The sequence below is a fragment of the Arthrobacter sp. UYCo732 genome, from assembly GCF_040547265.1.
Taxonomy (GTDB): Bacteria; Actinomycetota; Actinomycetes; order Actinomycetales; family Micrococcaceae; genus Arthrobacter.
The window spans coordinates 212,660-236,387 of the sequence record NZ_JBEPPJ010000004.1 but is presented as its reverse complement, the minus strand read 5'-3'; the positions used below and the strand labels follow the sequence as shown (position 1 = coordinate 236,387).

The 23,728-nt window shown below is 62.0% G+C and carries 29 protein-coding genes; 13 read left to right on the top strand and 16 right to left on the bottom strand.

Annotated elements, in window-relative coordinates:
- Positions 1-7 precede the first annotated feature (7 nt).
- The 9 genes from map to ABIB45_RS09055 all read left to right on the top strand — a co-directional run bounded on the left by map (position 8) and on the right by ABIB45_RS09055 (position 6,240).
- Positions 8-835, top strand: coding sequence for a type I methionyl aminopeptidase (gene map / locus ABIB45_RS09095; protein ID WP_354215601.1), 828 nt, complete (start codon positions 8-10; stop codon positions 833-835).
- Positions 836-981: 146 nt separating this feature from the next.
- A complete protein-coding gene (locus tag ABIB45_RS09090; protein ID WP_354215600.1) occupies positions 982-1,911 on the top strand; it encodes a P1 family peptidase in 930 nt (309 codons plus the stop codon).
- Positions 1,912-2,087: 176 nt separating this feature from the next.
- Positions 2,088-2,309, top strand: coding sequence for a translation initiation factor IF-1 (gene infA, locus ABIB45_RS09085; protein ID WP_009358723.1), 222 nt, complete (start codon positions 2,088-2,090; stop codon positions 2,307-2,309).
- Between the two features lie 69 nt (positions 2,310-2,378).
- A complete protein-coding gene (gene rpmJ / locus ABIB45_RS09080) occupies positions 2,379-2,492 on the top strand; it encodes a 50S ribosomal protein L36 (RefSeq protein ID WP_009358722.1) in 114 nt (37 codons plus the stop codon).
- A gap of 177 nt (positions 2,493-2,669) precedes the next feature.
- A complete protein-coding gene (gene rpsM / locus ABIB45_RS09075; protein ID WP_028275004.1) occupies positions 2,670-3,044 on the top strand; it encodes a 30S ribosomal protein S13 in 375 nt (124 codons plus the stop codon).
- A gap of 48 nt (positions 3,045-3,092) precedes the next feature.
- Positions 3,093-3,494: a 30S ribosomal protein S11 gene (rpsK, locus tag ABIB45_RS09070; RefSeq protein WP_018769149.1), complete on the top strand. Its 402-nt coding sequence runs from the start codon at positions 3,093-3,095 to the stop codon at positions 3,492-3,494.
- Between the two features lie 132 nt (positions 3,495-3,626).
- Positions 3,627-4,637 (top strand): DNA-directed RNA polymerase subunit alpha, encoded by a 1,011-nt coding sequence (locus ABIB45_RS09065; protein ID WP_354215537.1) that lies wholly within the window; start codon positions 3,627-3,629, stop codon positions 4,635-4,637.
- 77 nt (positions 4,638-4,714) lie between these two features.
- A complete protein-coding gene (rplQ, locus tag ABIB45_RS09060) occupies positions 4,715-5,314 on the top strand; it encodes a 50S ribosomal protein L17 (protein WP_354215536.1) in 600 nt (199 codons plus the stop codon).
- A gap of 32 nt (positions 5,315-5,346) precedes the next feature.
- Positions 5,347-6,240 carry a tRNA pseudouridine synthase A gene (locus ABIB45_RS09055; protein WP_354215535.1) on the top strand — a complete coding sequence of 298 codons (894 nt, stop codon included), beginning with the start codon at positions 5,347-5,349 and terminating at the stop codon, positions 6,238-6,240.
- Positions 6,241-6,475: 235 nt separating this feature from the next.
- Here the strand turns inward: ABIB45_RS09055 and ABIB45_RS09050 are convergent, their stop codons facing one another.
- The 13 genes from ABIB45_RS09050 to ABIB45_RS08990 all read right to left on the bottom strand — a co-directional run bounded on the left by ABIB45_RS09050 (position 6,476) and on the right by ABIB45_RS08990 (position 16,566).
- Positions 6,476-7,396: a Tad domain-containing protein gene (locus tag ABIB45_RS09050; RefSeq protein WP_354215534.1), complete on the bottom strand. Its 921-nt coding sequence runs from the start codon at positions 7,394-7,396 to the stop codon at positions 6,476-6,478.
- A gap of 38 nt (positions 7,397-7,434) precedes the next feature.
- Positions 7,435-7,824 (bottom strand): TadE/TadG family type IV pilus assembly protein, encoded by a 390-nt coding sequence (locus ABIB45_RS09045; RefSeq protein ID WP_354215533.1) that lies wholly within the window; start codon positions 7,822-7,824, stop codon positions 7,435-7,437.
- Between the two features lie 119 nt (positions 7,825-7,943).
- Positions 7,944-8,174 carry a Flp family type IVb pilin gene (locus ABIB45_RS09040; protein WP_354215532.1) on the bottom strand — a complete coding sequence of 77 codons (231 nt, stop codon included), beginning with the start codon at positions 8,172-8,174 and terminating at the stop codon, positions 7,944-7,946.
- 271 nt (positions 8,175-8,445) lie between these two features.
- Positions 8,446-9,078: a type II secretion system F family protein gene (locus ABIB45_RS09035; protein WP_354215531.1), complete on the bottom strand. Its 633-nt coding sequence runs from the start codon at positions 9,076-9,078 to the stop codon at positions 8,446-8,448.
- Positions 9,079-9,341: 263 nt separating this feature from the next.
- A complete protein-coding gene (locus ABIB45_RS09030) occupies positions 9,342-10,289 on the bottom strand; it encodes a type II secretion system F family protein (RefSeq protein ID WP_354215530.1) in 948 nt (315 codons plus the stop codon).
- On the bottom strand, positions 10,286-11,722 hold the full coding sequence (locus ABIB45_RS09025) for a TadA family conjugal transfer-associated ATPase (protein WP_354215529.1): 1,437 nt from the start codon (positions 11,720-11,722) through the stop codon (positions 10,286-10,288). The genes ABIB45_RS09030 and ABIB45_RS09025 overlap by 4 nt, the downstream gene beginning before the upstream one ends.
- The gene (locus ABIB45_RS09020; protein WP_354215528.1) at positions 11,719-12,915 is read right to left on the bottom strand and encodes a CpaE/TadZ family protein; all 1,197 of its coding nucleotides are present in this window, start codon (positions 12,913-12,915) and stop codon (positions 11,719-11,721) included. Before ABIB45_RS09020 ends, ABIB45_RS09025 begins: the two co-directional genes overlap by 4 nt.
- Positions 12,912-13,673 (bottom strand): Flp pilus assembly protein CpaB, encoded by a 762-nt coding sequence (cpaB, locus tag ABIB45_RS09015; RefSeq protein ID WP_354215527.1) that lies wholly within the window; start codon positions 13,671-13,673, stop codon positions 12,912-12,914. The genes ABIB45_RS09020 and cpaB overlap by 4 nt, the downstream gene beginning before the upstream one ends.
- Positions 13,674-13,695: 22 nt before the next feature.
- Entirely contained in the window at positions 13,696-14,712 is a 1,017-nt protein-coding gene (locus ABIB45_RS09010; RefSeq protein WP_354215526.1) for a pilus assembly protein TadG-related protein, read from the bottom strand.
- Positions 14,700-15,107 (bottom strand): TadE/TadG family type IV pilus assembly protein, encoded by a 408-nt coding sequence (locus tag ABIB45_RS09005; protein WP_354215525.1) that lies wholly within the window; start codon positions 15,105-15,107, stop codon positions 14,700-14,702. Before ABIB45_RS09005 ends, ABIB45_RS09010 begins: the two co-directional genes overlap by 13 nt.
- A gap of 14 nt (positions 15,108-15,121) precedes the next feature.
- Complete coding sequence (locus ABIB45_RS09000) at positions 15,122-15,325, bottom strand: Flp family type IVb pilin (protein WP_354215524.1); 204 nt, start codon at positions 15,323-15,325, stop codon at positions 15,122-15,124.
- A gap of 91 nt (positions 15,326-15,416) precedes the next feature.
- Positions 15,417-15,623: a Flp family type IVb pilin gene (locus tag ABIB45_RS08995; RefSeq protein WP_354215523.1), complete on the bottom strand. Its 207-nt coding sequence runs from the start codon at positions 15,621-15,623 to the stop codon at positions 15,417-15,419.
- A 277-nt stretch (positions 15,624-15,900) separates the two neighbouring features.
- Positions 15,901-16,566: a prepilin peptidase gene (locus ABIB45_RS08990; protein ID WP_354215522.1), complete on the bottom strand. Its 666-nt coding sequence runs from the start codon at positions 16,564-16,566 to the stop codon at positions 15,901-15,903.
- Between the two features lie 298 nt (positions 16,567-16,864).
- On the opposite strand from ABIB45_RS08990, the gene rplM reads away from it, so the two are divergent.
- The 3 genes from rplM to glmM all read left to right on the top strand — a co-directional run bounded on the left by rplM (position 16,865) and on the right by glmM (position 19,353).
- On the top strand, positions 16,865-17,308 hold the full coding sequence (gene rplM, locus ABIB45_RS08985; protein ID WP_015937805.1) for a 50S ribosomal protein L13: 444 nt from the start codon (positions 16,865-16,867) through the stop codon (positions 17,306-17,308).
- 38 nt (positions 17,309-17,346) lie between these two features.
- A complete protein-coding gene (gene rpsI / locus ABIB45_RS08980) occupies positions 17,347-17,853 on the top strand; it encodes a 30S ribosomal protein S9 (RefSeq protein ID WP_354215521.1) in 507 nt (168 codons plus the stop codon).
- A 138-nt stretch (positions 17,854-17,991) separates the two neighbouring features.
- Complete coding sequence (gene glmM / locus ABIB45_RS08975) at positions 17,992-19,353, top strand: phosphoglucosamine mutase (protein ID WP_354215520.1); 1,362 nt, start codon at positions 17,992-17,994, stop codon at positions 19,351-19,353.
- Between the two features lie 72 nt (positions 19,354-19,425).
- Here the strand turns inward: glmM and mscL are convergent, their stop codons facing one another.
- From mscL to coaA, 3 genes are all read right to left on the bottom strand, one after another.
- Entirely contained in the window at positions 19,426-19,815 is a 390-nt protein-coding gene (gene mscL, locus ABIB45_RS08970) for a large conductance mechanosensitive channel protein MscL (RefSeq protein ID WP_354215519.1), read from the bottom strand.
- 94 nt (positions 19,816-19,909) lie between these two features.
- On the bottom strand, positions 19,910-20,773 hold the full coding sequence (locus tag ABIB45_RS08965) for a M15 family metallopeptidase (protein ID WP_354215518.1): 864 nt from the start codon (positions 20,771-20,773) through the stop codon (positions 19,910-19,912).
- A gap of 5 nt (positions 20,774-20,778) precedes the next feature.
- Positions 20,779-21,753: a type I pantothenate kinase gene (gene coaA / locus ABIB45_RS08960; protein ID WP_502909113.1), complete on the bottom strand. Its 975-nt coding sequence runs from the start codon at positions 21,751-21,753 to the stop codon at positions 20,779-20,781.
- Between the two features lie 79 nt (positions 21,754-21,832).
- Here coaA and glmS point away from each other — a divergent pair, with 79 nt between their 5' ends.
- Positions 21,833-23,725, top strand: a complete 1,893-nt coding sequence (glmS, locus tag ABIB45_RS08955) for a glutamine--fructose-6-phosphate transaminase (isomerizing) (RefSeq protein ID WP_354215516.1) — start codon at positions 21,833-21,835, stop codon at positions 23,723-23,725.
- The last annotated feature ends 3 nt before the right edge of the window (positions 23,726-23,728 follow it).

The window sequence follows — 23,728 nt, the reverse complement described above, 5'->3', positions numbered from 1 at the left end:
ACACACCATGGCCTTCGGCCAGCCCCGTATCGAATACAAAACCAACGCCCAGATGCGCACCATGCACGAGGCCGGCCTGGTCCTGAGCCGTGCATTGGACGCCGCTGTTGCAGCGGCTGTGCCAGGCGTCACCACCAAGCACCTGGACGACGTCTTCGCCGCAGTGCTGAACGAGGCCGGTGCCAAGTCCAACTTCCTGGGCTACCACGGCTTCCCGGCCACCGTTTGCACATCCGTGAACGAGGAAGTGGTGCACGGCATCCCCGGCGGCAAGGTCCTGAACGACGGCGACATCATCTCGATCGACGGCGGTGCCATCGTTGACGACTGGCATTCGGACTCCGCGCGGACCGTCATTGTGGGTAACGCGGACGCCGAGGACCAACGGCTCTCCGACGTCACCCGCGCCGCCATGTGGCACGGCATCGCGGCGCTCGCCACCGGCAGCCACGTGGGCGATATCGGCGCTGCCATCGACGACTACGTGTCCTCCGTGCCGGGCAAGCCGCTGGGCATCCTGGAGGACTACGTGGGCCACGGCATCGGCTCCGAGATGCACATGGCCCCGGACGTCCTAAACTACCGGACCAGCCACCGCGGTCCCAAGATCAAGCCCGGGCTGTGCCTTGCCATCGAGCCCATGCTGGTCCGCGGCAGCATCGACACCGCCGTCCTGGCCGACGACTGGACCGTAGTGACCACTGACGGCAAGCGCTCCTGCCAGTGGGAGCACTCCGTGGCCGTCCACGAAAAGGGCATCTGGGTGCTTTCCGCGCCCGACGGCGGTGCGGAGCACCTGGTGCCGCTCGGCGTCACGCCGGTGCCGATCCCGTAGGTTTCGACGCGCTTTTACCCCTGCGACACAGAAAGTCCCTGGGGACACCCAAATACTGGTGTCCCCAGGGATTTTGCGTGTCGCTTATTATTTCGCGCGTCGTCAAGCGGCTGTCCGGTGACCAGGCGAAGGGCACAATGGAGCCTATGGGAGCCATTACCGACGTACCGGGAATCCGGGTGGGGCACGCGCAGAAGTACGACGACGGCTGGCTGACCGGCGTGACGGTGGTGCTGCCGCCGCCGGGGACGGTCGGGTCGGTGGATGTCCGCGGCGGAGGGCCCGGCACGCACGAGACCGATGCCCTGGACCCGACCACCCTGGTGTCCACGGTGGACGCCGTGGTCCTCACCGGCGGCAGCGCTTATGGCCTGGTCTCTGCCCACGGTGTCCAGCGGTGGTGCGAAGAGAACGGCCGGGGGTTCGCGGTGACCGGGGGAGTGGTGCCGATCGTCCCGGCCGCCGCCATTTTCGACCTGGGCCGCGGCGGCGACTTCTCAGCCCGTCCGACGGCGGACATGGGCTATGCGGCAGCCGTCGCCGCTGCTGCCGAGGAGGACGGGCACGACGTCGGGCGCGGCAGCGTGGGCGCCGGCACGGGAGCGCTTATCGGGCGGGGCCAGTTCAAAGGCGGCGTGGGCACGGCGTCGGTCATGCTCGAGAACGGCGTAATTGTGGGGGCCTTGGCCGTGGTTAACGCGCTTGGCTTTCCCGTCGAGGACGGGCGGCAGGAGCCGCAACCCTCCGCGCGCTCGGTCGTTCCGCCCCACGAGTCCCCTGCGCTCAATACGACTCTCGTTGTTGTTGCTACTAATGCTGTCCTGGACCCAGCTGAGTGCTATCGGACAGCTTCGGCGGCGCATGCCGGCCTGGCCCGGGCGTTGAATCCTTCCCATACGTTGGCGGATGGGGATACCGTCTTCTGCCTGGCGACTGGCGAGGTGGCGCTGGACCGGAGTACTGAGACTGCGCGGCAGATCGGTCTCATCACGCTCCAGAGTGCGGCAGCCGACGTCGTGCGCTTGGCGATCCTGGATGGGGTTTCGGCAAGCTCAACCACCGGGAGCGTCCGGTAGTTGTGTAAGTCTGTGGTTTTTGGTAATTGAGTGCAGATGTAGTAGAGTCGTTTGTTGGTTGTCTGCCCAGCTGTGCCCTGTTTGGGGCCGGAGGTGATAACCGATCCAACAAAAACGTTCGTGGTCATGTCCGGTGCAATCCGGCAGGGCTGCGGCAACAACAGTTAGCGGAGGGTATGGCCAAGAAGGACGGGGTCATTGAGATCGAAGGCGTTGTGACTGAGGCGCTGCCTAACGCGATGTTTCGCGTTGAGCTGACCAATAAGCACATCGTACTCGCGCACATCTCAGGCAAGATGCGCCAGCACTACATCAGGATTCTCCCTGAGGACCGGGTAGTGGTGGAACTGAGCCCTTATGACCTCACTCGGGGTCGTATCGTCTACCGCTACAAGTAAATTCTGGGCGGCCTCAGCATGAGCTGAACGCTGCTCCAGTTGACCAACTGCCACACGCAAAGGAATGCCATGAAGGTCAAGCCGAGCGTCAAGCAGATCTGCGAAAAGTGCAAAGTGATCCGCCGTAATGGCCGGGTCATGGTGATCTGCGAGAACCCGCGCCACAAGCAGCGCCAGGGCTAATTTCCTTCTTTGAAGGAAAACCTGGGTTGCTAACCCACGCAAGTAAATAAAAGGCAGCACAAGCTGAATTGGGACGCAAGAGCCCGGACAGCTAACCCCCGGTCGGAGGCTGGGGCCGCACGGACCGTGCGGGTGTACTGCCTACGACCTCCGGTTTATACAAGGAGCACTGCCACTATGGCTCGTCTCGCTGGCGTAGACATTCCCCGCGAAAAGCGGTTGGAAATTGCGCTTACTTACATCTACGGCGTGGGCAAGACCCGTGCACACGAAACCCTGGCTGCCACTGGCATCAGCGCTGACGTCCGTGTTAAGGACCTCACCGATGCCCAGCTGGTTGAGCTGCGTGACTACATCGAAGGCAACTACAAGGTTGAGGGTGACCTTCGCCGCGAAGTAGCAGCTGATATCCGCCGCAAGGTTGAAATCGGCAGCTACGAAGGTATTCGCCACCGTAAGGGCCTGCCCGTTCGAGGGCAGCGTACGAAGACCAACGCCCGTACCCGCAAGGGCCCGAAGCGCACCGTCGCAGGCAAGAAGAAGGCCCGTTAAATCCTTCGGGATTAACCGGCTCCCAATAAACTTTCTGTAGGAGAAAAAATGCCCCCGAAGACTCGTGGCGCGGTTCGCAAGCCGCGTAAGAAGGACAAAAAGAATATCGCGCTGGGCCAGGCGCACATCAAGAGCACTTTTAACAACACCATCGTTTCCATCACGGATCCGAACGGCGCTGTTATCTCTTGGGCTTCCTCAGGTGAGGTTGGCTTCAAGGGCTCACGCAAGTCCACCCCGTTCGCGGCCCAGATGGCTGCCGAAGCTGCTGCCAAGCGAGCGCAGGAGCACGGCATGCGCAAGGTTGACGTTTTCGTCAAGGGACCGGGTTCAGGACGCGAGACTGCAATCCGCTCGCTGCAGGCCGCTGGCCTGGAGGTTGGCTCCATCCAGGACGTCACCCCCGCAGCGCACAACGGCTGCCGTCCGCCGAAGCGCCGCCGCGTCTAAGGCTTTTCCAGCAGCTCGAGCTTGCCCGGACCGTTGATGGTCCGGGCAAGCCCGGCCGCGTTAAGTCCTCAGACCGAATTTCCACCACCTGTGTTGCGTCATATAGCGGATGCTCGCCGAAAGGAAACCTAAGTGCTCATTGCACAGCGCCCCACCCTCTCCGAAGAGGTCGTCTCCGAAAACCGCTCGCGGTTCATCATCGAACCGCTGGAACCGGGCTTCGGCTACACCCTCGGTAACTCCCTCCGCCGTACCCTGCTCTCCTCCATCCCCGGTGCCGCTGTAACCAGCATCCGGATCGATGGCGTGCTGCACGAGTTCACCACGGTTCCGGGTGTCAAGGAAGATGTCACTGAGATCATCCTGAACATCAAGAGCTTGTCGGTCTCCTCCGAGCACGACGAGCCGGTTGTTGCTTACCTGCGCAAGCAGGGCCCCGGAGTCGTCACCGCCGCGGACATCGCTCCGCCGGCCGGCGTCGAATTCCACAACCCGGATCTGCACATTGCCACGCTGAACTCGAAGGGCAAGTTCGAACTCGAACTGACCATCGAGCGCGGCCGCGGCTACGTTTCGGCAGCTCAGAACAAGTCCGGCGACCAGGAGATCGGCCGTATCCCGGTCGACTCGATCTACTCGCCGGTACTGAAGGTTACTTTCCGCGTGGAAGCAACCCGTGTTGAGCAGCGCACCGACTTCGACAAGCTCATTGTCGACGTCGAGACCAAGCAGGCCATCGCCCCGCGCGATGCCGTTGCTTCCGCAGGTACCACCCTGGTGGAACTCTTCGGTCTGGCCCGCGAACTGAACACCGCAGCTGAAGGTATCGAGATTGGCCCGTCGCCGACGGACGCTGCCCTGGCAGCAGACATGGCACTGCCGATCGAGGATCTGGACCTCACCGTCCGTTCCTACAACTGCCTCAAGCGTGAGGGCATCCACACTGTGGGTGAACTCGTTGCACGCTCCGAGGCTGACCTGATGGACATCCGTAACTTCGGTGCGAAGTCCATTGACGAGGTCAAGGCAAAGCTGGTTGAACTGGGCCTGTCCCTCAAGGACTCGCCTCCCGGTTTTGACCTCGCAGCACGCGCCGCCGCAATTGAAGAGGACGACGCCGCGTTCAGCGACGACGAACTCTAACAAACAGATCTTGGCCGGCTGGCTGGATGCACCACGGTGTGCGCAGCCCACTGGCTTCCATATGAGGAGAAACTATTATGCCTACCCCCGCTAAGGGTCCGCGCCTCGGAGGCGGAGCGGCTCACGAGCGTCTTATGCTCGCGAACCTGTCCGCCGCACTGTTCGAGCACAAGCGGATCACCACCACGGTGACCAAGGCCAAGCGACTGAAGCCCTACGCCGAGCGCCTGGTGACTTTCGCCAAGCGTGGCGACCTGGCTTCCCGCCGTCGCGTGCTCGGCCTGATCAGCAACAAGGGCATCGTCCACGAGCTGTTCACCGACATTGCGCAGGCAGTGGAGAACCGCGAAGGTGGCTACACCCGCATCACCAAGATCGGCAACCGCAAGGGCGACAACGCTCCCATGGCTGTTATCGAACTGGTTCTTGAGCCGGTTTCCGCCAAGCAGGCCGTGGTAGCCGAGGCTACCTCCGCTGCCAAGCGCGATGCCGACAAGAAGGAAGCCGCTGCCGCTGCACCGGCCGCCGAAGAAGCTCCCGAGGCTGAGGTTGTTGAGACCGAAGCTGCTGAGACTGAAGCTGCTGAGGCTCCGGCCGCTGAGGAAGCTGCTACCGAAGAGGCTCCGGCCGCTGAGGAAGCTGAAGCTCCCGCTGCAGAGCAGAAGGACGCGAAGTAATTCGCTGATTTTCTTCGCATAGACTTAGGCCTATGAACCACCAAAAACCCGCGGCCCCCGTTTTGGGGGGCGGCGGGTTTTTGCGTGTCCGGCTTGATTTATCGTACGACGGCGGCCCCTTCAGCGGGTGGGCGCTGCAGCCCGGCCTGCGCACCATCCAGGGTGTCCTGGAGGAGGCGCTGGCCCTCCTGATCCGGCGCCCCGTCCGGGTGACAGTGGCGGGGCGGACCGATGCCGGTGTGCATGCCCGTGGGCAAGTGGTGCATCTGGACCTGACCGAAGCCGAGTGGCTGGCGCTGCCGCGCGGCCACGAACTGGATCCCGCCGTCGCGCTTTTGCGCCGGATCCGCGGCGCGCTCAGCCACGGCCTGGGCGATCTGGCCGGTGCCGTTGAGGTCCACCTGGTGTCCTTGGCGCCGGTGGGGTTCGACGCCCGCTTCTCAGCCCTGTGGCGCCGTTACAGCTACCGGATCGCGGACGGCCCTGCCCTGTGGGACCCGCTCGAACGGTACTTCACGCTGTGGCACAAGAACCCGCTGGACGTGGATCTCCTGAACGAGGGCGCGTCCAAGCTGCTGGGCCTGCAGAATTTCCTGTCCTATTGCAAACCGCGTGAGGGTGCCACCACCATCCGTGAGCTGCAGCGCTTCGAATTCCACCGCAGCGAGGACGGCGTCGTTGTGGCCACCGTCCAGGCTGATGCCTTCTGTCACAACATGGTCCGGTCCCTGGTTGGCTCAGCCCTTTTCGTGGGCGAGGGCGAGGAGGAACCGGGCTGGTTGCATGACCGGCTCATGGCCAAAAAACGTGACGCGAAGTCTGTCCTGGCCGCCCCGCACCCGCTGGTCCTGGAGGAAGTGGCCTACCCCTCCGACGACGAGATGCTGGCCCGCGCCGAGCTGACCAGGGCACGGCGCGAACACTAAGGACCGGCCGGTGGTTGAGCGTGTCGAAACCGAGCCCGGTGGTTGAGCGCGTCGAAACCCGAAGTGGCCGAATCAACCACCCGCAGCCTCGACTGGCAGGGTCATGGTGAACGTGCTGCCGGGGCCCAGGGCGCTGTGGCACGCGATGGCGCCGCCGTGTCGTTCGAGGCAGCACTGCCACCACTCCTGCCAACAAACGTGACTTCACTGACTGCTCCTGTTGTTTCGGTTCCTGCTAGGGGGTGAGGCGGACAATAGCCGCGCCGTAGTCGGGGGTGTTGCCGAGTTCGAAGGCTTGAGAGAGGCTTACGAACTTCACGAAGTAGCCTCGGATCGACTTGTTGTCCACCTTGGCGCCGGTGGTCCAGCCGATGCTCGGAAACTGATAGCCGGTGATGTGGAAGCCGGCGAAACCCTTGATGTAGTACTTGCCGCTGGAGCCCGTTCCCGTGGCCCAGTCGCAGAGCGGCAAGAGCACCGTCTGATCGTTCATTTGGCTGAAGTCGGCCGCGGTGCAGAGCGTTGGTGTGCTGGCCCCGGTATTGCTGGTGAACCACACACCTGTGTCAGTTGACGCTCCGGCCTTGAGGGTCAGGCCGCATTTGGTTGCGCCTGGAGTATCGATCCAGCCGAATCCGCCCGGTATCCCGCCGCAGTCATTGACGTCCTGCTTGAGGACTTGGACCGAGCCGGCTGTGGAACCCGTAGCAAGGTCCAGCCGGCAGGAGGGGATTGCAAGAGGCAGGATTACCGGTCCCTTGGACGGAGCCCCCCACTTTGCCGTGGAACTGGCCGTCACTTCGGCCGTGTTGATGCCGAGAACCCGCGCGAAAAAGAGCGAAACCTGGTTGGGCGTGTGACCGGCCTCTTGGGCGCCAACAGTTACCGTGACGGTGTTCGGCGTAGTCCGGTCTATGGACTTGACGTTGCTGAGCTTGTCATTGGCATTGCCGTTGGCCATGCCCGCGGCCAGGGCAGAAGGGCTGGTACAGCCAACATTGTTGGGATATTTCGCACAAGTCTGCGCGATAGCCAAGGAGGCCGCGTCGGCGCCATTCCGCAGTTGAGTGCGCTCGGCAAACATCATCGAAACGTCCACTGCCATGGCACCAAATCCCAACAGAACCACCAGCGAAAGAGCGACGATGACACTCACGGCACCGCGCTCGCCGTCGTTCTTTCTGTTGCCGAATGTCAACCGCCGCAAAGCATCGCTCCGGTTCCGCTCATTTTGAAAGGGCCTGCGATGCCCGTCAGTGTGGACAGGGTGTAAGTGACTGTAACGGTTGTCTGGGGGCTTGTTCCAGGGGGGATTGTCGGTGGGCATGGTGTACCGAAATGCATGTCTGTCCCCTGCAAACCAGGTTTCAATGATGCAGCCGCGCTTTTAGCCGCGTTGGTGGCATCTGCCGTTTTGCCGGTGATTGCCATCACCCGGACGCCTTCGCGGGCTGCGGCCGAAATCGATGCCTGGGCGTTATAGACGCGGCTAAATTCCATGATGCCCAGCAGCAGCATGACCAGAAGGGACGCCACGATTGCGAACTCGACCGCAACGGCTCCGCGTTCGGATGCCCTGGACATGTGGTGCCTTTCGGGTCTGACGAATACGGGAGGGGAATGGCAAGTGGCGGCGGCCTGAATGCCGCCGCCACTCTCACGCCCACTGGTGCGCCGAGCGCCTTTTAAGAGCCGACAGTCGACTACTTGGGGGTGCAGGTTGCGAGGCCGGCCTTAGTGCCAGCCGCATAGGTGCCACTGCTGACGGAGCAAGACGTCTGGGTAAACATGTCAGATATAGTGCCGCCTAGGAGGGTGACCGCGACGATGATGACGACGGCGATGAGCGCGACCATGATGCCGTATTCAACGGCGGTAGCGCCCTTTTCATCGCCGCGAAGGCGGATCATGAGGTTTGTGTAGAAAGAAAGCATGGGGACTCCTGAGAGAGTTTGCGTGGCTGGTCCTGCACCAGCACAACCATGAAACTAGTAACCGGTTACTCCACTCCCATGCGAACTTGCAGCGTCCTGCGTAAAGCCTCTCTGAATACGGCGTATCTTCGGGCTTCGCTCAGGGAAGGCTGCGGAAAACCTTGGAATTGCCTGTATACGGGCACACAAGCGGACCCCCTCGGTTCTGGGTGCCGAGGGGATCCGGTTCTTGGGGCGCCTGATAGGGCGATATAAGTGGCGCTGATTGCTCCTACATGTGGGAGAAAGCCGCGATGATGTTGATGACGGCTGGCCCGAGGATGACGATGAACAGTACGGGCAAAATGCAAAGCATCAGGGGAAACAGCACCTTGATAGGAAGCTTCATTGCTTTCTCTTCGGCCCGCTGCCGCCTCTTGATCCTCATCTGCTTGGCCTGTGTCCGCAGGACGCTTGCGATCGCGATGCCGTAGATGTCTGCTTGGACAATAGCCCGCACGAAGCTCCGCAGGTCCGGTGCGCCGGTGCGTTGTCCCATGGCCAGATACGCTTCCCGGCGGCTCCTGCCGACCTGCATATCCTGGAGCGTCCTGAGGAGTTCCGCGGCGAGTGGTCCCTTACCGCTCTGGGCCGCCCGCGCCATGGCTGACTCGAAGCCCAGTCCGGCCTCTACCGATATCAGCATTTGGTCAAGGGTGCTGGGCAACTCCAGTTCGATCGCTTCCTGGCGCTTCGCACCCTGGCTCTGCAGGAGGAGGTCCGGAACGAAATATGCGAGCACCGTCACGAACAAAGCCAAAAGAATGTTTGTGCTCGTTGGGGTTTTCAGAATCAACAAAATCCCGATCAGTCCGGCTACCAAAGCGAGCCCGGGCTTGACCACCAGAAGACGCTCCAGAGGCATGGTCGCTGGCCTCCCCGCCTTCGCAAGCAACTTGTCCAGCCAGGCCGGGTACCCCTTCGGGGTCAGTCGCTGGCCCAATTGCGCTAGCCATGGGGCTTCGACGCCCTGGGAATCGGCTGACGTTCCCTTACCTCGACCCAGGTTGCTTCGGACAGCAGCCAGCCCTGGGCGGTCCACCGAAATGACGGCCCACACCATAACCGAGCACGGTATAACGATTATTGCCACTATGAACCAGGCCATTGCGCTCATGCTTCTACCCCCTAGAACTTGATCTTGACGACGCGGCTCAGCCAGTAGGACCCGAGAGCCAGCAGCACAACTCCAAATCCGAGCATGATCCATCCCAGCACGTCGGTGTACATCACTCCGAGGTAGCCGGGGTTGGAGAAACTCAGGAAAAGAAAGATTCCGACAGGCAGAGCAATGAGGATGTACGCCGACAGCTTGCCCTCGGCACTCAGCGATTGGACCTGTCCCTTGATTTGCATCCGTTCGCGGATTGTGTCTCCCACATGATCGAGTACTTCGGCCAGGTCTCCGCCGACTTCCCGGTGGATCTCGATGGCCTGGGCCATCCAGTCAAAGTCCTCGCTTCGCATGCGTCGCGCCGAATCGGCCATGGAGTCCTTGAGGTCTCTACCAAGCCTGGTCTCATTGACCAGCCGTGCGAATTCCTCAGAGGTTGGCGCGTCTGACTCTTGGGCAACAGCGTCCACGGCCCGCAGCAGGCTGTGACCGGCTCTAAGTCCACCCGACAGCATCTGCAACGTGTCGCCAAGCTGCGCTTCAAACTTGGCACGTCGCTTGCCAGCCATAACGGTTAGGAACATCATGCCGCCGAGCGGCGTCAGCAGGGTAGATAGCAGTGCCAGCCCCATGCCGCCGAGAACATAACCCACCACCCCGCCTGTAACTGCTATGCACCCGAGCAGGAGGATAAAGTCTGCCTGGCGAAGGCGCAGCCCCGCTTCCTCCAACGACGAGGCCGAACCAAAGCGGGCGTTCCGGCTGACGTTGCGTTCGACAAAGGAAGTCGCCGAAGCGGCAACCCGGGTGAGTGTGGACGGTTGCTCGGCAACACCCGGCCGCCTGCGTGACAATTCGATATTTGCTTCACGGCCACGAAGAGTCACTACGAAGAGGAACACAAGCGAAGCCAGGGATAGAAGGACGCCGAGAATCAGCAGAACCGGGCTTGTGGCGGTCACCGGAAACCACCGCCGGCTGGCGCCGTCCCGAAGACGGCGGGGGAGATGGCAATTCCCAGGTCCGCGAAGTGGTCTGCGAAACGGGGTCTGACGCCGGTGGGGACGGGCTTTCCGAGGAACTTTCCCTTTGCGTCAACTCCGGCGCTGTAATCGAAAGTGAAAGCGTCCTGTAACGTCACGATGTCGCCTTCCATGCCTTGGACTTCCGTGACATGAGTGACTCGCCTGGTGCCGTCTCGAAGGCGCGAAATGTGCACGATCAGGTTGACCGCCGACGCGATCTGTTCGCGGATGGCGCGAAGCGGCAGGTCCATCCCGGCCATGAGCACAAGGGTCTCAAGTCTGGCGATGGCGTCACGGGGCGTGTTTGCGTGCACTGTAGAGATCGACCCGTCATGGCCTGTGTTCATGGCCTGGAGCATGTCCAGAGACTCGCCTCCACGGACCTCGCCGATAACGATTCTGTCCGGGCGCATGCGTAGGGAGTTCCGGACAAGATCCCGGATACTGATCTCGCCCTTACCCTCGATGTTCCGCGGCCGGCTTTCGAGGCGCACCACGTGTTCTTGCTGAAGTTGCAGCTCGACGGCGTCCTCGATGGTGACTATCCGCTCGTCCGGAGGAATGAAGGACGACAACACGTTGAGCAGTGTGGTCTTACCTGTGCCGGTGCCTCCCGAGACGATGATGTTGAGCCGGGCGTGGACGCAGGCTTTCAGGAGTTCGGCGATTTCCGGAGAGATGGTTCCAAACGAGATGAGATCATTGACGGTCAGCGGCACTTGGCCGAACTTTCGAATCGTTAGTGACGAGCCGTTGACGGCCAACGGCGGAATGATGGCGTTGACACGCGAACCGTCGGCCAGGCGGGCATCCACCAAGGGAGACGATTCGTCGATGCGCCTTCCGACTTTCGTAACGATCCGCTCGATGATCCGCCGCAGATGGTCCTCGGACTTGAAACGTGAGCCGGTGAGGAAGAGTTTGCCTCCCCTTTCCACGTAAATTTTGTCCGCGCCGTTGACCATTACTTCGGTCACCGCATCATCCGCAAGGAACTTTTGCAGCGGACCGAGACCAATCACATCATCCAAAATGTCCTGGACCAGGCGCTGCCGTTCCCCGGATGAGAGTGGGATCTCATCCTCTTCGATGATGGTGCGCAGCTCGTCTTTGGCGTATTCGTGCAACTCGGCCTCGTCCAGTGACGAGTCTGAGATCCGGCTTCCCATGCGCTCATAAAGTGCAGCACCGGCGCGTTCCTTGACCACGGTTAACGCGTCGTTAGCTTCGGCACTGTGATCGTTGGAGGCAGGTTCATCCCAGGCGGATTCATTCTGGCTTCTTCCTGCCCACGGGATCTCAGTCCGGGTTTCAACTGGCTGCTGACTCGTCTGGTTACGGACAGATTGAAAGCGATCTGCGAGTGTCATTGGACTACCGCCCTTCGGTGAAGTTTCTTGTGGACCCGCTGTTCCCACGCCGGGTCAAACCGCTGGACGAGCTGGCGCAGCCCTTTTGTCACGGAATCCCTGGACGTCTCCTGCAGCAACGGAACCCCTTTGTTCGTGGAATAAGGCACCGCATGTGACCGGGGGAGCACTACATCCACAGGGCATCCGATGGTTGCCTCGACGTCCTTCAGTGTCAGTCCGCTTCGGCGATCGCCGAAATTGAGCACCACGTGCCGGTTCGGGGGTAGCAAGCCAAGTTCGGTCAGGATGGAGAATCCTGTTCGAAGACCCTTGACGCTCGGTATGTCCATACCGCAGACCCAGACGCCGTCGGTGGCTTGTTCGAGACTCGCGAGTACATGTTCCCCGAGCCCTGGGGCGGTGTCCACCACAACGTATTTGAATTCGCTGGCTAACTGCACCAGCAACCAAGCCACCTGCTCCCCTGTTATTTGGTCTGCCTCTACGGGGTTGAGCGGCGCGCAGAGTGCGTACATGCCTGACGGATGCAGCGTGAGGTACGACTTGAGCACCAGGCTGTCACCCGCGGCCGCGCCTTTGACGGCGTCTGCGATGGTCTTCTCGGGTTCAAGCCTGAGCCCGGAGGCTACGTCGCCGAACTGCAGGTCTAAATCGACCACCACAACGCCCATAGGGGCCAGCTTTGCAAGGCCTACGGCGAGGTTGGTAGTCACGGTCGTCTTTCCCACACCGCCTTTAGGAGACATGACTGCAATGATTCGCCCGCTGCCGCTCAGCGGTTCAACGCTGCTTCCGAGGCCGCGGCGGCGTCCTGCCGCCGCGAGGCTGGCGCGTTCGAGCATGACGTGGATGGCGTCGACGTCTGCCCCGGGATCCAGGAGGTCTCTAATACCGGCCCGCATCGCGGGCAACGCGATGTCAGAATCACTTTCGGTGACCAGCACCACGCTGATCTCCGGGTACTGGAGGTCAAAGAGACTCGCAAGCCTGATGGATTCATCGACCGGAAGACCCGGTCCGAGCAGAATCACTTCCACCTGATCGCCCGAGAGCGTACGCAGTACGTCGTCCGGGCCCGGCGGTAGGAAGTTGGCCACGATTCCGTGAAATGTTCCGCGCAGGCGGGAAGCTGCCTGCCTGGCCCGGGCTTCGAAGTCAGCGTCTGCTGTGATGGCTACGAACCTGCTCACCGGTACAGCTCCGGCTTCTTGACAACCAGCGGTGTTCCTTCGTTAGCGGACGACGGTTCCTTGGTCAGCCACAGGGATCCGAAGTTGGCCCCGAAAGCGATCTTCGCGGCATCTGCATCGTTTCGGGCAAACGTGACGAGCAACTGTCCGGTGGGCAGTTCCGTGTTGGCCTGTTCCTCGGCAGTGGTCGCTCCGGCGGCCGAGCTAGATGTCTTCGCAAGGGAACGCTGAACGCTCGTTACCAGGACTTTGTGAAAAATCTGCTGTCCGGATTCCACATCGGGCGCGTCTTTGACGGCTCCCTTGTCGAAGAGGACCACGATGCCCACGGTGTCGCCGGCCGCGATGCGCCCGCCCACCACCCGCTGGGCCTCAAGCTGAACCGAGATCTCTTGCATCCCGTCGGGAACCGCAACCGACCCGGGCGCGGAGAGACTTTCGGGATCAGCCAGCCGGGCGCCCAGTAGAGCTTCGCCCGGCAGCAGATCGACTGCCGCGACTTTGCCGTTGAGGCCGTCCAGGCTCTTAAGGGCGCCGTTGGGCACGGAGGCCGAAGGCAGTGAGGTCAGCTTGACTGAGGATCTCAGTTTTTCCAGGTCAGTGCCCTTGGCTACCTGCTGTTGAACGACGAGTACGTCCACCGGCTGCAGGTCCTTTTGGGCCCGTGCCTCTGATGCTGAAACGTAAGAAACAAGCAAGAAGGTGCCAGCAATTGCCAGCACAAACGCGATAATGCCTCCCAGTAGGCGTGTTTTCATTTTTCATCTCCCTATAAAGAAGTTATTTAGTGAGTCCGAGTACAACGACGTTGCCGGTGGAAGTGGATGAATCCCCGGTAAAGAGGCTTGGATCGGCTGAATATCCGACGAAGGTGCCGTACAAGCCGCTCTCGCCTGGGCCGAATACACCGGTGGGGCCGGCGTTGTTGGAGGGAAAGCTCCAGCCGAGGACCTTGAACCCTGCCCATTTTTGGATCATGTATTTCACGTTGCTGCCCGTGCACGGAGACAGTATCCCTGTGCATGTGTAGCCATAAACGGGGAGTGCCACTGTCTTTCCCAACAGCGACGCGTTGAACAAGGCGTCGCAGCCGGTCGGGATTGAGCCGCCGGCACTCGTGGCGCTCCACTGACCAATAGTCGCCGTAACGTTGCAACCGGTGCTGCCGTCGGGCTTCAGCCAAGCGAAACCGCCGGGGATTATTTGGCCGGAGGGGTTGCTACTGTTGCAATCCGGGGCACCGTGCCCGCCGCCGTGGGTAAGGATTTTGTGCGGGCTGTGATCATCTTTGAATTCACATGTAGCGAAGACGAGGGGTAAGACCGCGCGGCCGGTCGTTGGGTATTTCCACCTTGCTTGAGCCGTCGCTTGGATCTCAACAGAGTTGATTCCGAGTGCCCGAGCCAAGTAAAGAGAAAAGTGTTCCCCACCGGCGCTTGCCGGGGTCTCAGTTTTGACGTCCGCAGTGCCAGCGGCGTTATCAACCACAGCTGACACCACGTTGCTGTGACCGTCAAGGGCGTTGCCGTTGGCGTAGGGCGTGGCCTGAGTTTTCTGATCAGCAGGGCATCGCGCCGACATAGGAGCTTTGGCGCAAATGTCGGCCACGGCCAGGGCAGCAGAGTCGGCTCCGTTTTGAAGTTGCGCCTTTTCCGAGTACATGGCGCCCACGTCGACAGCCAGTGCACCAAAACCTAGCAACGCCACCATAAGCAACGCTGCCACTGGGGCTACAACCCCCCGTTCCCTCTCGTCGTCACGGCCGCCCGGCGTTGCCTTCTGGCCTAACCTCCGCATCGCATGACCCCTTTAGCTGAAATGTTCATAATGTCCGGTAGAAAGGGAACTAGCGTCGGAAGACCAGTGAGGTACGTGACGTTTGCGTTAATAGTGACGACGGCATCCCGGTCTGGCATGCAGGTACTGATGTTGATTTCCCCGGGCTGTAACCTGGCGATAGGGGCAGCGGCAATGGCCTTTTGCTTTGCGACAGCTTCGAAGCCGGCGTCTGTGTAGTGGAGGGCGGTATACCGGGCTGCTTCCCGGGCGCCCCCAGCCATGGAGACCTGGATACTGAATGCTCTGCCGTATTCCACTATGCCGAAAATCAGCATTAGAAATATCGGCAGTATCAGTGCGAACTCGACAGCAACAGCTCCTCTTTCTTTGGGCCTGCGCTTGCCGTGGGCCAATTCTGACTTCTGCATCACAGGCCGGCCAGAGCTGCTTGAAATCCGGGAATGAGTTGCTGGCCAATCAAACCGACAATGGCAGCTATCAGCGTGGCAATGAAACCGACCAGAAGCGAATACTCAGAAGTGGTCGCACCGGCCTGCTCTGCTATCACGGTACGACGGCCCCTGAGCCACCGATGGATGAACATGTTCGCCCTAACTTTGTGATCCTGCACGACCCCTCCTATATTGAAAAGACCCAGGGCGGGGCAGCGGCAACAGAATCTTAATCCTGTGCTCCGCCCCGCGCCTGGGCTTCAACTCTGGCTAGCCGGCGACTGGAGGGAAGGAGTTCCTGATATTGGTGAACAGCTGGTTGAGCCCGCCGCCCAAGGCGGTGACCGTACCGATGATGGCGACAGCAATCAAAGCGACCATCAGGCCATACTCCACGGCAGTTGCGCCCTTTTCGGATGCTAGGCGATCCTTGACGCCGGCGACAAAAGCCATCATTGAGACCATGAGAGAAGTCATTGTATTTTCCTTAATTCGGTGAAATGGGTTGAATTGATTCCAACGAATTTCCAGCTGCCCCCATATTTCCTAGCGGTTGCTGGACTTCGCTAAGAAGAGATTCTCATTCCGGGGTTTCGGCAACAATGCGTAGAGGTACCCGACTTTTTTGGGGTCGTTTCAATGACGTACTCGAAACGCAATCGTGAGTACTCGCATTGGCGATGTGTGTACGCACGCCGCTACTTGGACGCGGCGGCGTAACTGATCGCTAGCGGTGTTGAGGGAACGTCGCGGCCTAGGTCAAAAGGAGGGCAACGCCTGCCGCGGCAGCAAGCATGGAAGGCCCGTGTGGCACCTCAGAGGCACGTTCTGCGCGGTTTCGGCGAATTACAACGAGCGTTACGACTCCGTTCAGGATGAATCCCAGGAGGCCGCCGTACAGTAGTTGGCTCCAGCCTAGGTACCCCAAGTAAAGGCCGATTGGTGCCGAAAACTTGACGTCGCCCATTCCCATGCCGCCGGGAGAAATAATCGCCAGAATCAGGTAGATGACGCAGAGAATCGCCGCTCCTGCCACTGCGCGAAGCACGTCTGTCCACTGCGATCCACCAAAAGTCGAAGCCAGAAGACAAAAGAGTCCCCCTAATAAGAGGGACAAAACCAGGGGGTTCGGCAGTAGATGCAGCGCGATGTCGATTCTGGCCAGCTGCACACCAAGAACGGCAAGCAGCACGAAGGCGGGCAGTCCGGCACCCGCTCCGAAGCGCACAGCGAAAGCCGCGCAGAGAACCCCGGTGACCACCGCCGTCGTCATCCGGATGCGCGCGGCCGGCAGTCCCCCGATGCGCGGGAGCAGCTTAGCGATGAGCATTTCAGCGACAGGTGAAAGAATGAGTCCCAGGAGTCCTATCCCGGTCACAAACAACGGCGCCGTTGAACCGGCGTAGCCCACTGAAGTCATTGAAATCCCCTTGCATGCGTCGGGCCGGCGGGCGGTGAAGGCTGTCCGGCTCACCCATTTTGACCCTGAGGCCGGGTTCAAGCTAACATTGGTAGTCGTTGTGCGTGTCCTTTCTCGATGATGCGTGCCCGCTTGAGAATCCGGTTGCAGGATAACTACTCAACGAGCACATTCGAGACCGCTGGATGACTGGTTACATAGAGCCCTCACCTCTGTTCCGGTAGCGCATAGATAGTAGGTGCACACGTTTGCGTGACACCTAAACAAGAAACGCCAGAACAAGAACGAGGCAAAAACCGTGCGTACGTACACCCCGAAGCCCGGCGATATCAACCGCCAGTGGCACGTCATTGACGCCACAGACGTTGTCCTTGGTCGTCTTGCCAGCCAGACCGCAATCCTGCTGCGCGGCAAGCACAAGGCCACCTTTGCGTCCCACATGGACATGGGCGACTTCGTCATCATCATCAACGCTGAAAAGGTAGCCCTGACCGGCGCCAAGCTGGAGCAGAAGCGCGCCTACCGGCACTCCGGCTACCCGGGCGGCCTGACCTCCGTCAACTACGCGGAACTCCTGGAGTCCAACCCGGTCCGCGCCGTTGAGAAGGCCATCAAGGGCATGCTCCCCAAGAACTCCCTCGCTGCCCAGCAGCTGGGCAAGCTGAAGGTGTACCGCGGTGCAGAGCACCCCCACGCCGCCCAGCAGCCCAAGACTTTCGAAATTACCCAGGTCGCCCAGTAGTCCTGGCCACCAAACAACTTATCTATACAAGGAGAATCGTGGCTCAGAACGAAGAGACCACCGAAGCCGTTGAGGCTGAGGAAACCCTGACCAGCTACACCTCTGAAAGTGGAGCTGCGGAAGCTGCTGCGCCAAAGAAGGAGCGCCCGGCCCTGACCGTTGCCGGCGCAGCTGTTGGCCGCCGCAAGGAAGCTGTTGCCCGCGTACGCGTCGTGCCGGGGTCCGGCAAGTGGACCATCAACGGCCGCGCGCTGGACAACTACTTCCCGAACAAGCTGCACCAGCAGGACGTCAACGAGCCCTTCAAGATCCTTGATCTTGACGGCGCCTACGACGTCATCGCCCGTATCCACGGTGGCGGCATCTCCGGCCAGGCCGGTGCACTGCGCCTCGGTATCGCCCGTTCCCTGAACGAGATCGACACCGAGAACAACCGCGCCACCCTGAAGAAGGCCGGTTACCTGCGCCGTGACGCCCGCGTCATCGAGCGTAAGAAGGCCGGTCTCAAGAAGGCCCGTAAGGCTCAGCAGTACTCCAAGCGCTAAATCCGCTTGCACAGAAGCCCGTCCCGCCATCTGGCGGGGCGGGCTTCTGCCGTTAACTTCGCTTCTTATGACAAGCGGACAGTCCACCTGACCAGTCATTTCAAGCCCTGAACCTCTCATCCCCTAGACTTGACCCCGATGTCTAGATTATTTGGAACAGATGGAGTCCGGGGCCTGGCTAACGGCCTGTTGACGGCGGAGCTCGCCATGCAGCTTGCCCAGGCAGCCGCCGTCGTGCTCGGGCATGACCGTAATACCAACGGGACCCGGCCCCGCGCCGTGGTGGCGCGTGACCCACGCGCGAGTGGCGAATTCATCGCCGCGGCCGTCGAGGCCGGGCTCTCCAGCTCCGGCATTGACGTGTACGACGCCGGAGTCCTCCCGACGCCGGCCGCTGCCTACCTCGTGGCTGATCTCGACTCTGACTTCGGCGTAATGATCTCCGCGTCGCACAACCCTGCTCCGGACAACGGCATCAAATTCTTCGCCCGTGGCGGCCAGAAGCTGCCTGACGAGGTTGAAGACGCCATCGAGCAACAGATGAGCAAAGAGCCCACCCGGCCCGTCGGAGCTGACGTAGGCCGCATCCAGCGCTTCTCGGACGCCGAGGACCGCTACATCGTCCACCTCCTGGGCACGCTGCCGCACCGTTTGGACGGGCTCAAGGTTGTTCTGGACTGCGCCCACGGTGCCGCCAGCGGATGCTCGCCCCAGGTCTTCAGGGACGCCGGGGCTGACATCGTCGTCATCGGCGCGGAACCCGACGGCCACAACATCAACGACGGCGTGGGCTCCACGCACCTGGGCCAGCTCAAGGCCGCCGTGATCAAGCACAAAGCCGACCTGGGCATCGCCCACGACGGCGACGCCGACCGCTGCCTCGCCGTGGACCACGAAGGCAACGAGGTGGACGGCGACCAGATCATGGCGATTCTTGCCGTGGCACTCAAGGCCTCGGGCAAGTTGATCGACGACGTTCTGGTCGCCACCGTCATGAGCAACCTCGGCCTCAAGATCGCGCTCCGCGAGGCCGGCATCAGCATCCGCGAAACGGCAGTGGGGGACCGCTATGTCCTAGAGGGTATGCGCGACGGCGGCTATAACCTTGGTGGTGAACAGTCCGGCCACGTGATCTTCGCCGACTACGCCACCACCGGCGACGGGGTCCTTACTGGCCTGCAGTTGGCCGCGCAGATTGCCCTGACTGGCAAACCGCTCAAGGAATTGGCTGCCGTGATGACCAAGCTCCCGCAGGTCCTCATCAACGTCAAGGGCGTTGACCGCAGCCGCGTGAACAGGTCCGCAACCCTCGCGCAGGCAATAACCGTCGCCGAAGCAGAGTTGGGCGACACCGGACGCGTCCTGCTCCGGCCGTCAGGCACCGAGCCCGTCGTCCGGGTGATGGTGGAGGCCGGGGATGAAGCCACGGCCGAATCCATCGCCGAGCGGCTCGCACAGGTGGTCCGCACAGAGCTCGCGCTGGAACTCGTCACCGACTGACCCAGACTTCTAACAACTGTGGCCCGCCTCCGTCAGGAAGCGGGCCACACGTGGTTAGTGCCCAGGCGAAACTCAGAGTACCCGGTTCTGCAGCGAGTCGCGGATTTCGGTGAGCAGGGCGATCTGCGGATCCTCCGCGGCCACTTCCTTGACGTCCGGGTTGATGCCGAGCCTGCGGTTGCGGCGCTCGATCATGTGGTTCATCGGCATGATGACCACGAAGTAGACGGCGGCGGACACCAGCAAGAAGGAAATGATAGAGGAGATGACGGATCCATACATGAATCCCTCCCACTGCATTTCTGCAATCCCTTTGGCACTGAACAGACGGCCGATCAGCGGTGTGAGGAGGCCCTCGACAATTGAGGTCACGACGGCGCCGAATGCGGCACCCATCACGACGGCGGCGGCAAGGTCTACGACGTTGCCCTTCAAAATGAAGTTCTTGAATCCTGTCAACATAGAACCCAAAACTAGCGCACCAAGGTAAGCCGGACATGACTAAACCTGTAAATTCCTGCCACCGTGTCAGGAACTACATACGCACCGGTTGCGGTCAGGCGTACCCAGGCGCCGCTTCCACCCCGAAGTACTCCTCAAGAGTGACGATGCCGCGGTTCGCCATGTCCGTGGCGGCCTCCACGCCGATGTACCGCAGGTGCCACGGCTCGTAGTAGTAGCCGGTGATCGGGTGGAACATCAACGGATAGCGCACCACAAAGCCGAAGCGGTGGCCGTTCGCTTTCGCCCACACCGCGGCCGGCTGATCGGCGAAGCAGGAATCGAAGCCGCAGGCCCCGCCGCCGTCGCCAATGTCGAGGGCCCACCCGGTCTGGTGCTCCGAGTAGCCGGGCCGGGCACTGGCGGTGTCGGCATCCGCCTGGCCGCGGGCCGCCACATAGCCGTTGTACGTCACCACCTGCGTGCCATACGAGCGGTAGCCGCTCGCCAGCGTCATCACCACGCCATCCTGCGCGGCGGCGGCGAACATCGTTTCTGCGGCAGCCGCCGTCGGGCTGTTCAGCAGGGCCGCCTCGCCGGATACAGCCAAGTTCACGTTGGGCCGGACAAGGTCCGCCGGGGCATAGTCCGCCGGCGAGAGCGGGCGGTGTTTGTTCACCACCACCCAGGGGCTCGCCGGATCCGTCAGCGAGAACTGCCGCGGCAACGCCGCAGCTGCTGACGGCGAAACAGGAACCTGCGCACTCGGCGCAGCTGCCGCCGTCGTACTTTCCACTGCGGGGACGCCGGACGCGGACGTCACCGCGGGAACGGGGGAGGACGACGGCGCCACCGTCTCGGGTGCCACCGGCGTGCACGCTGCCAGAACAGTCAGTCCGGCTCCGGCGGCGAGGAAGCGGGCGAAGGACCGCCGGCTGGCCCCCGCCGTACGACGGCCTGCCACGCAGTCATGGCACACCTGGGTTAAACCTTCCGCAGGAGCATACGGCGGATGGAGTGATCCGCGTCCTTGGTCAGCACCAGCTGGGCGCGGCCACGGGTGGGGAGGACGTTTTCCTCCAGGTTGGGCTCGTTGATGCGCTTCCAGATATCCCGGGCGGTGCTCTCCGCTTCGGTGGGGGACAGCGATGCGTAGCGGTGGAAGTAGGACTCCGGCTGCGCGAACGCCGTGCTCTGAAGCCGCCGGAACCGCTCCACATACCACTCCTCGATATAAGCGGTCTTGGCGTCCACATAGATGGAGAAGTCGAAGAAGTCGCTCACGGCCAGGCCCTGCCGGCCGTCATGCCGCGGGCGGGCCGGGGCCAGCACGTTCAGGCCCTCCACAATCAGTACGTCCGGGCGGCGGACCACCACTTCCTTGTCCGGCAGGATGTCATAGGTGACATGCGAGTACCACGGGGCCCGGACCTCCTCCGCGCCGCCCTTGACCTCGCTGACAAAGCGCAGCAGCGCCCGGCGGTCGTAGGACTCGGGAAAACCTTTCCGGTCCAGCAGCTGGCGCCGCTGGAGCTCGGCCAGGGGATAGAGGAACCCGTCCGTGGTGATCAGCTCAACGTTCGGTGTCCCGGGCCAGCGCCGCAACATCTCCCGGAGCACCCGCGCAATGGTGGACTTGCCCACAGCCACCGATCCGGCCACGCCGATGACAAACGGGGTGCGCTGCGTCTTCTCGCCCAGGAACGTGGTGGTGGCCGAATGCAGCTGGCCGGCGGCCTCCACATACAGGTGCAGGAGCCGGGACAGCGGCAGGTAGACCTCGCGGACCTCCTTCATGTCCAGGGGATCGCCGAGGCCACGCAGTCGCACAATGTCCTCTTCGTTAAGGGGCTGCTCCATCTGGGCGGCGAGCCGGGACCAGGTCTGCCGGTCCAGCTCAACGAACGGGGAGACACCCTCGCCGTTCGCTTCGTTGCGTTGCAAAGTCACGTTAGAGATTCTGCCCCTCCCGCGGCTGAGAGCGAAATGCGGCGGCGAAAGTTTAAATCTCCTCCCGCCTGCCGATAGGCTGGTGCGCATGTGTGGAATCGTTGGATATGTGGGCCATTCTGCTGGCCGTGGCAATGCCGGTCACAGTGCGTTGGATGTGGTCCTTGAGGGATTGCGCCGCCTCGAGTACCGGGGTTATGACTCTGCAGGGGTGGCGGTGGTCTCTGAGGGGTCCATCCAGTCCCGGAAGAAGTCCGGCAAGCTGAGCAATCTCCTGGCCGAGCTGGAGGAGCACCCGCTGCCGGAGACGCTGACCGGGATCGGCCACACGCGCTGGGCCACGCACGGCGGCCCCACGGACCAGAACGCGCACCCGCACCTGGCCGACGGCGGCAAGCTGGCCCTGATTCACAACGGCATCATCGAGAACTTTGCCGAGCTGAAGCTGGACCTGGTGGAGAAGGGCTACACGTTCGAGTCCGAGACGGACACCGAAGTCGCGGCCGTGCTGCTGGGCGATATCTTCCGCACCAAACTCAACGGGGATGTGTCCGACGGCGGCCTGACGAAGGCCATGCAGCTCGCCTGCCAGAGCCTCGAGGGTGCGTTCACCCTCCTCGCCGTCCACGCCGACCAGCCCGACGTTGTGGTGGCTGCCCGCCGCAACTCGCCGCTGGTGGTTGGCCTGGGCGAGGGCGAAAACTTCCTGGGCTCGGACGTGTCCGGGTTCATTGACTACACCCGCCGCGCGGTGGAGCTGGGCCAGGACCAGATTGTCACCATCACCGCCGACTCCGTGGAAATCACTGACTTCTTTGGTGCCCCGGCCGAGGGCAAGGAGTACCACGTTGACTGGGATCCGGAATCGGCGGAAAAGGGCGGCTTCCCGTCCTTCATGGAGAAGGAAATCCATGACCAGCCGGACGCCGTGGCCAAGACCCTGCTGGGCCGTTCCGACCTCGACGGCCGGCTGACCCTGGATGAGCTGCGGATCGATCCGGAGCTGCTCAAGAGTGTCAACAAGATCATTGTGCTGGCCTGCGGCACGTCCGCCTATGCCGGGCAGGTGGCCAAGTACGCCATTGAGCGCTGGTGCCGGATCGCCACCGAGGTGGAGCTCTCCCACGAGTTCCGTTACCGCGACCCGATCGTGGACGCGAACACCCTGATCGTCTCCATCTCCCAGTCCGGCGAGACCATGGACACCCTGATGGCTGTCCGCTACGCCAAGGAACAGGGCGCAAAGACGGTGTCCATCTGCAACACCAACGGCTCCACCATCCCGCGTGAATCTGACGCCGTGCTCTACACCCACGCCGGCCCGGAAATCGCGGTGGCTTCCACGAAGGCGTTCCTGGCGCAGATCACCGCCGCGTACCTGTTGGGCCTGTACCTTGCTCAGCTGCGCGGGAACAAGTTCCAGGGCGAGATCAAGGACATCCTCGCGGACCTGAACAAGATCCCCGCCAAGATCCAGACCATCCTGGACAACGAGGGCCCGATCAAGGACCTCGGCAAGTCCATGGCCGATGCGAAGTCCGTGCTGTTCCTGGGCCGCCACGTCGGCTACCCGGTCGCGATGGAAGGTGCGCTCAAGCTCAAGGAGCTCGCGTACATCCACGCTGAAGGGTTCGCCGCCGGTGAGCTCAAGCACGGCCCCATCGCGCTGATCGAGGAAGGCCAGCCCGTCTTTGTGGTGGTCCCGTCCCCGCGCGGCCGCGACTCGCTGCACGCCAAGGTGGTCTCCAACATCCAGGAAGTCCGGGCCCGCGGCGCCAAGACCATCGTCATCGCCGAGGAAGGCGACGAAGCCGTGAAGGCCTACGCCGAGCACGTCTTCTACATCCCCGCAACCGACACCCTCCTGGCACCGCTGCTCAGCACGGTCCCGCTGCAGATCTTCGCCCTGGCCCTCGCCTCGGCCAAGGGCTACGACGTGGACCAGCCGCGCAACCTCGCCAAGAGCGTCACCGTAGAGTAGTGC

What these genes read in the sequence shown, in the direction of transcription:
- map (WP_354215601.1), top strand. Translation starts at nt 8, where the DNA reads ATGGCCTTCGGCCAGCCCCGTATCGAATACAAAACCAACGCCCAGATG.
- ABIB45_RS09090 (WP_354215600.1), top strand. Translation starts at nt 982, where the DNA reads ATGGGAGCCATTACCGACGTACCGGGAATCCGGGTGGGGCACGCGCAG.
- infA (WP_009358723.1), top strand. Translation starts at nt 2,088, where the DNA reads ATGGCCAAGAAGGACGGGGTCATTGAGATCGAAGGCGTTGTGACTGAG.
- rpmJ (WP_009358722.1), top strand. Translation starts at nt 2,379, where the DNA reads ATGAAGGTCAAGCCGAGCGTCAAGCAGATCTGCGAAAAGTGCAAAGTG.
- rpsM (WP_028275004.1), top strand. Translation starts at nt 2,670, where the DNA reads ATGGCTCGTCTCGCTGGCGTAGACATTCCCCGCGAAAAGCGGTTGGAA.
- rpsK (WP_018769149.1), top strand. Translation starts at nt 3,093, where the DNA reads ATGCCCCCGAAGACTCGTGGCGCGGTTCGCAAGCCGCGTAAGAAGGAC.
- rplQ (WP_354215536.1), top strand. Translation starts at nt 4,715, where the DNA reads ATGCCTACCCCCGCTAAGGGTCCGCGCCTCGGAGGCGGAGCGGCTCAC.
- ABIB45_RS09055 (WP_354215535.1), top strand. Translation starts at nt 5,347, where the DNA reads ATGAACCACCAAAAACCCGCGGCCCCCGTTTTGGGGGGCGGCGGGTTT.
- ABIB45_RS09045 (WP_354215533.1), bottom strand. Translation starts at nt 7,824, where the DNA reads ATGTCCAGGGCATCCGAACGCGGAGCCGTTGCGGTCGAGTTCGCAATC.
- ABIB45_RS09040 (WP_354215532.1), bottom strand. Translation starts at nt 8,174, where the DNA reads ATGCTTTCTTTCTACACAAACCTCATGATCCGCCTTCGCGGCGATGAA.
- ABIB45_RS09035 (WP_354215531.1), bottom strand. Translation starts at nt 9,078, where the DNA reads ATGCCTCTGGAGCGTCTTCTGGTGGTCAAGCCCGGGCTCGCTTTGGTA.
- ABIB45_RS09025 (WP_354215529.1), bottom strand. Translation starts at nt 11,722, where the DNA reads ATGACACTCGCAGATCGCTTTCAATCTGTCCGTAACCAGACGAGTCAG.
- cpaB (WP_354215527.1), bottom strand. Translation starts at nt 13,673, where the DNA reads ATGAAAACACGCCTACTGGGAGGCATTATCGCGTTTGTGCTGGCAATT.
- ABIB45_RS09010 (WP_354215526.1), bottom strand. Translation starts at nt 14,712, where the DNA reads ATGCGGAGGTTAGGCCAGAAGGCAACGCCGGGCGGCCGTGACGACGAG.
- ABIB45_RS08995 (WP_354215523.1), bottom strand. Translation starts at nt 15,623, where the DNA reads ATGACTTCTCTCATGGTCTCAATGATGGCTTTTGTCGCCGGCGTCAAG.
- ABIB45_RS08990 (WP_354215522.1), bottom strand. Translation starts at nt 16,566, where the DNA reads ATGACTTCAGTGGGCTACGCCGGTTCAACGGCGCCGTTGTTTGTGACC.
- glmM (WP_354215520.1), top strand. Translation starts at nt 17,992, where the DNA reads ATGTCTAGATTATTTGGAACAGATGGAGTCCGGGGCCTGGCTAACGGC.
- mscL (WP_354215519.1), bottom strand. Translation starts at nt 19,815, where the DNA reads ATGTTGACAGGATTCAAGAACTTCATTTTGAAGGGCAACGTCGTAGAC.
- glmS (WP_354215516.1), top strand. Translation starts at nt 21,833, where the DNA reads ATGTGTGGAATCGTTGGATATGTGGGCCATTCTGCTGGCCGTGGCAAT.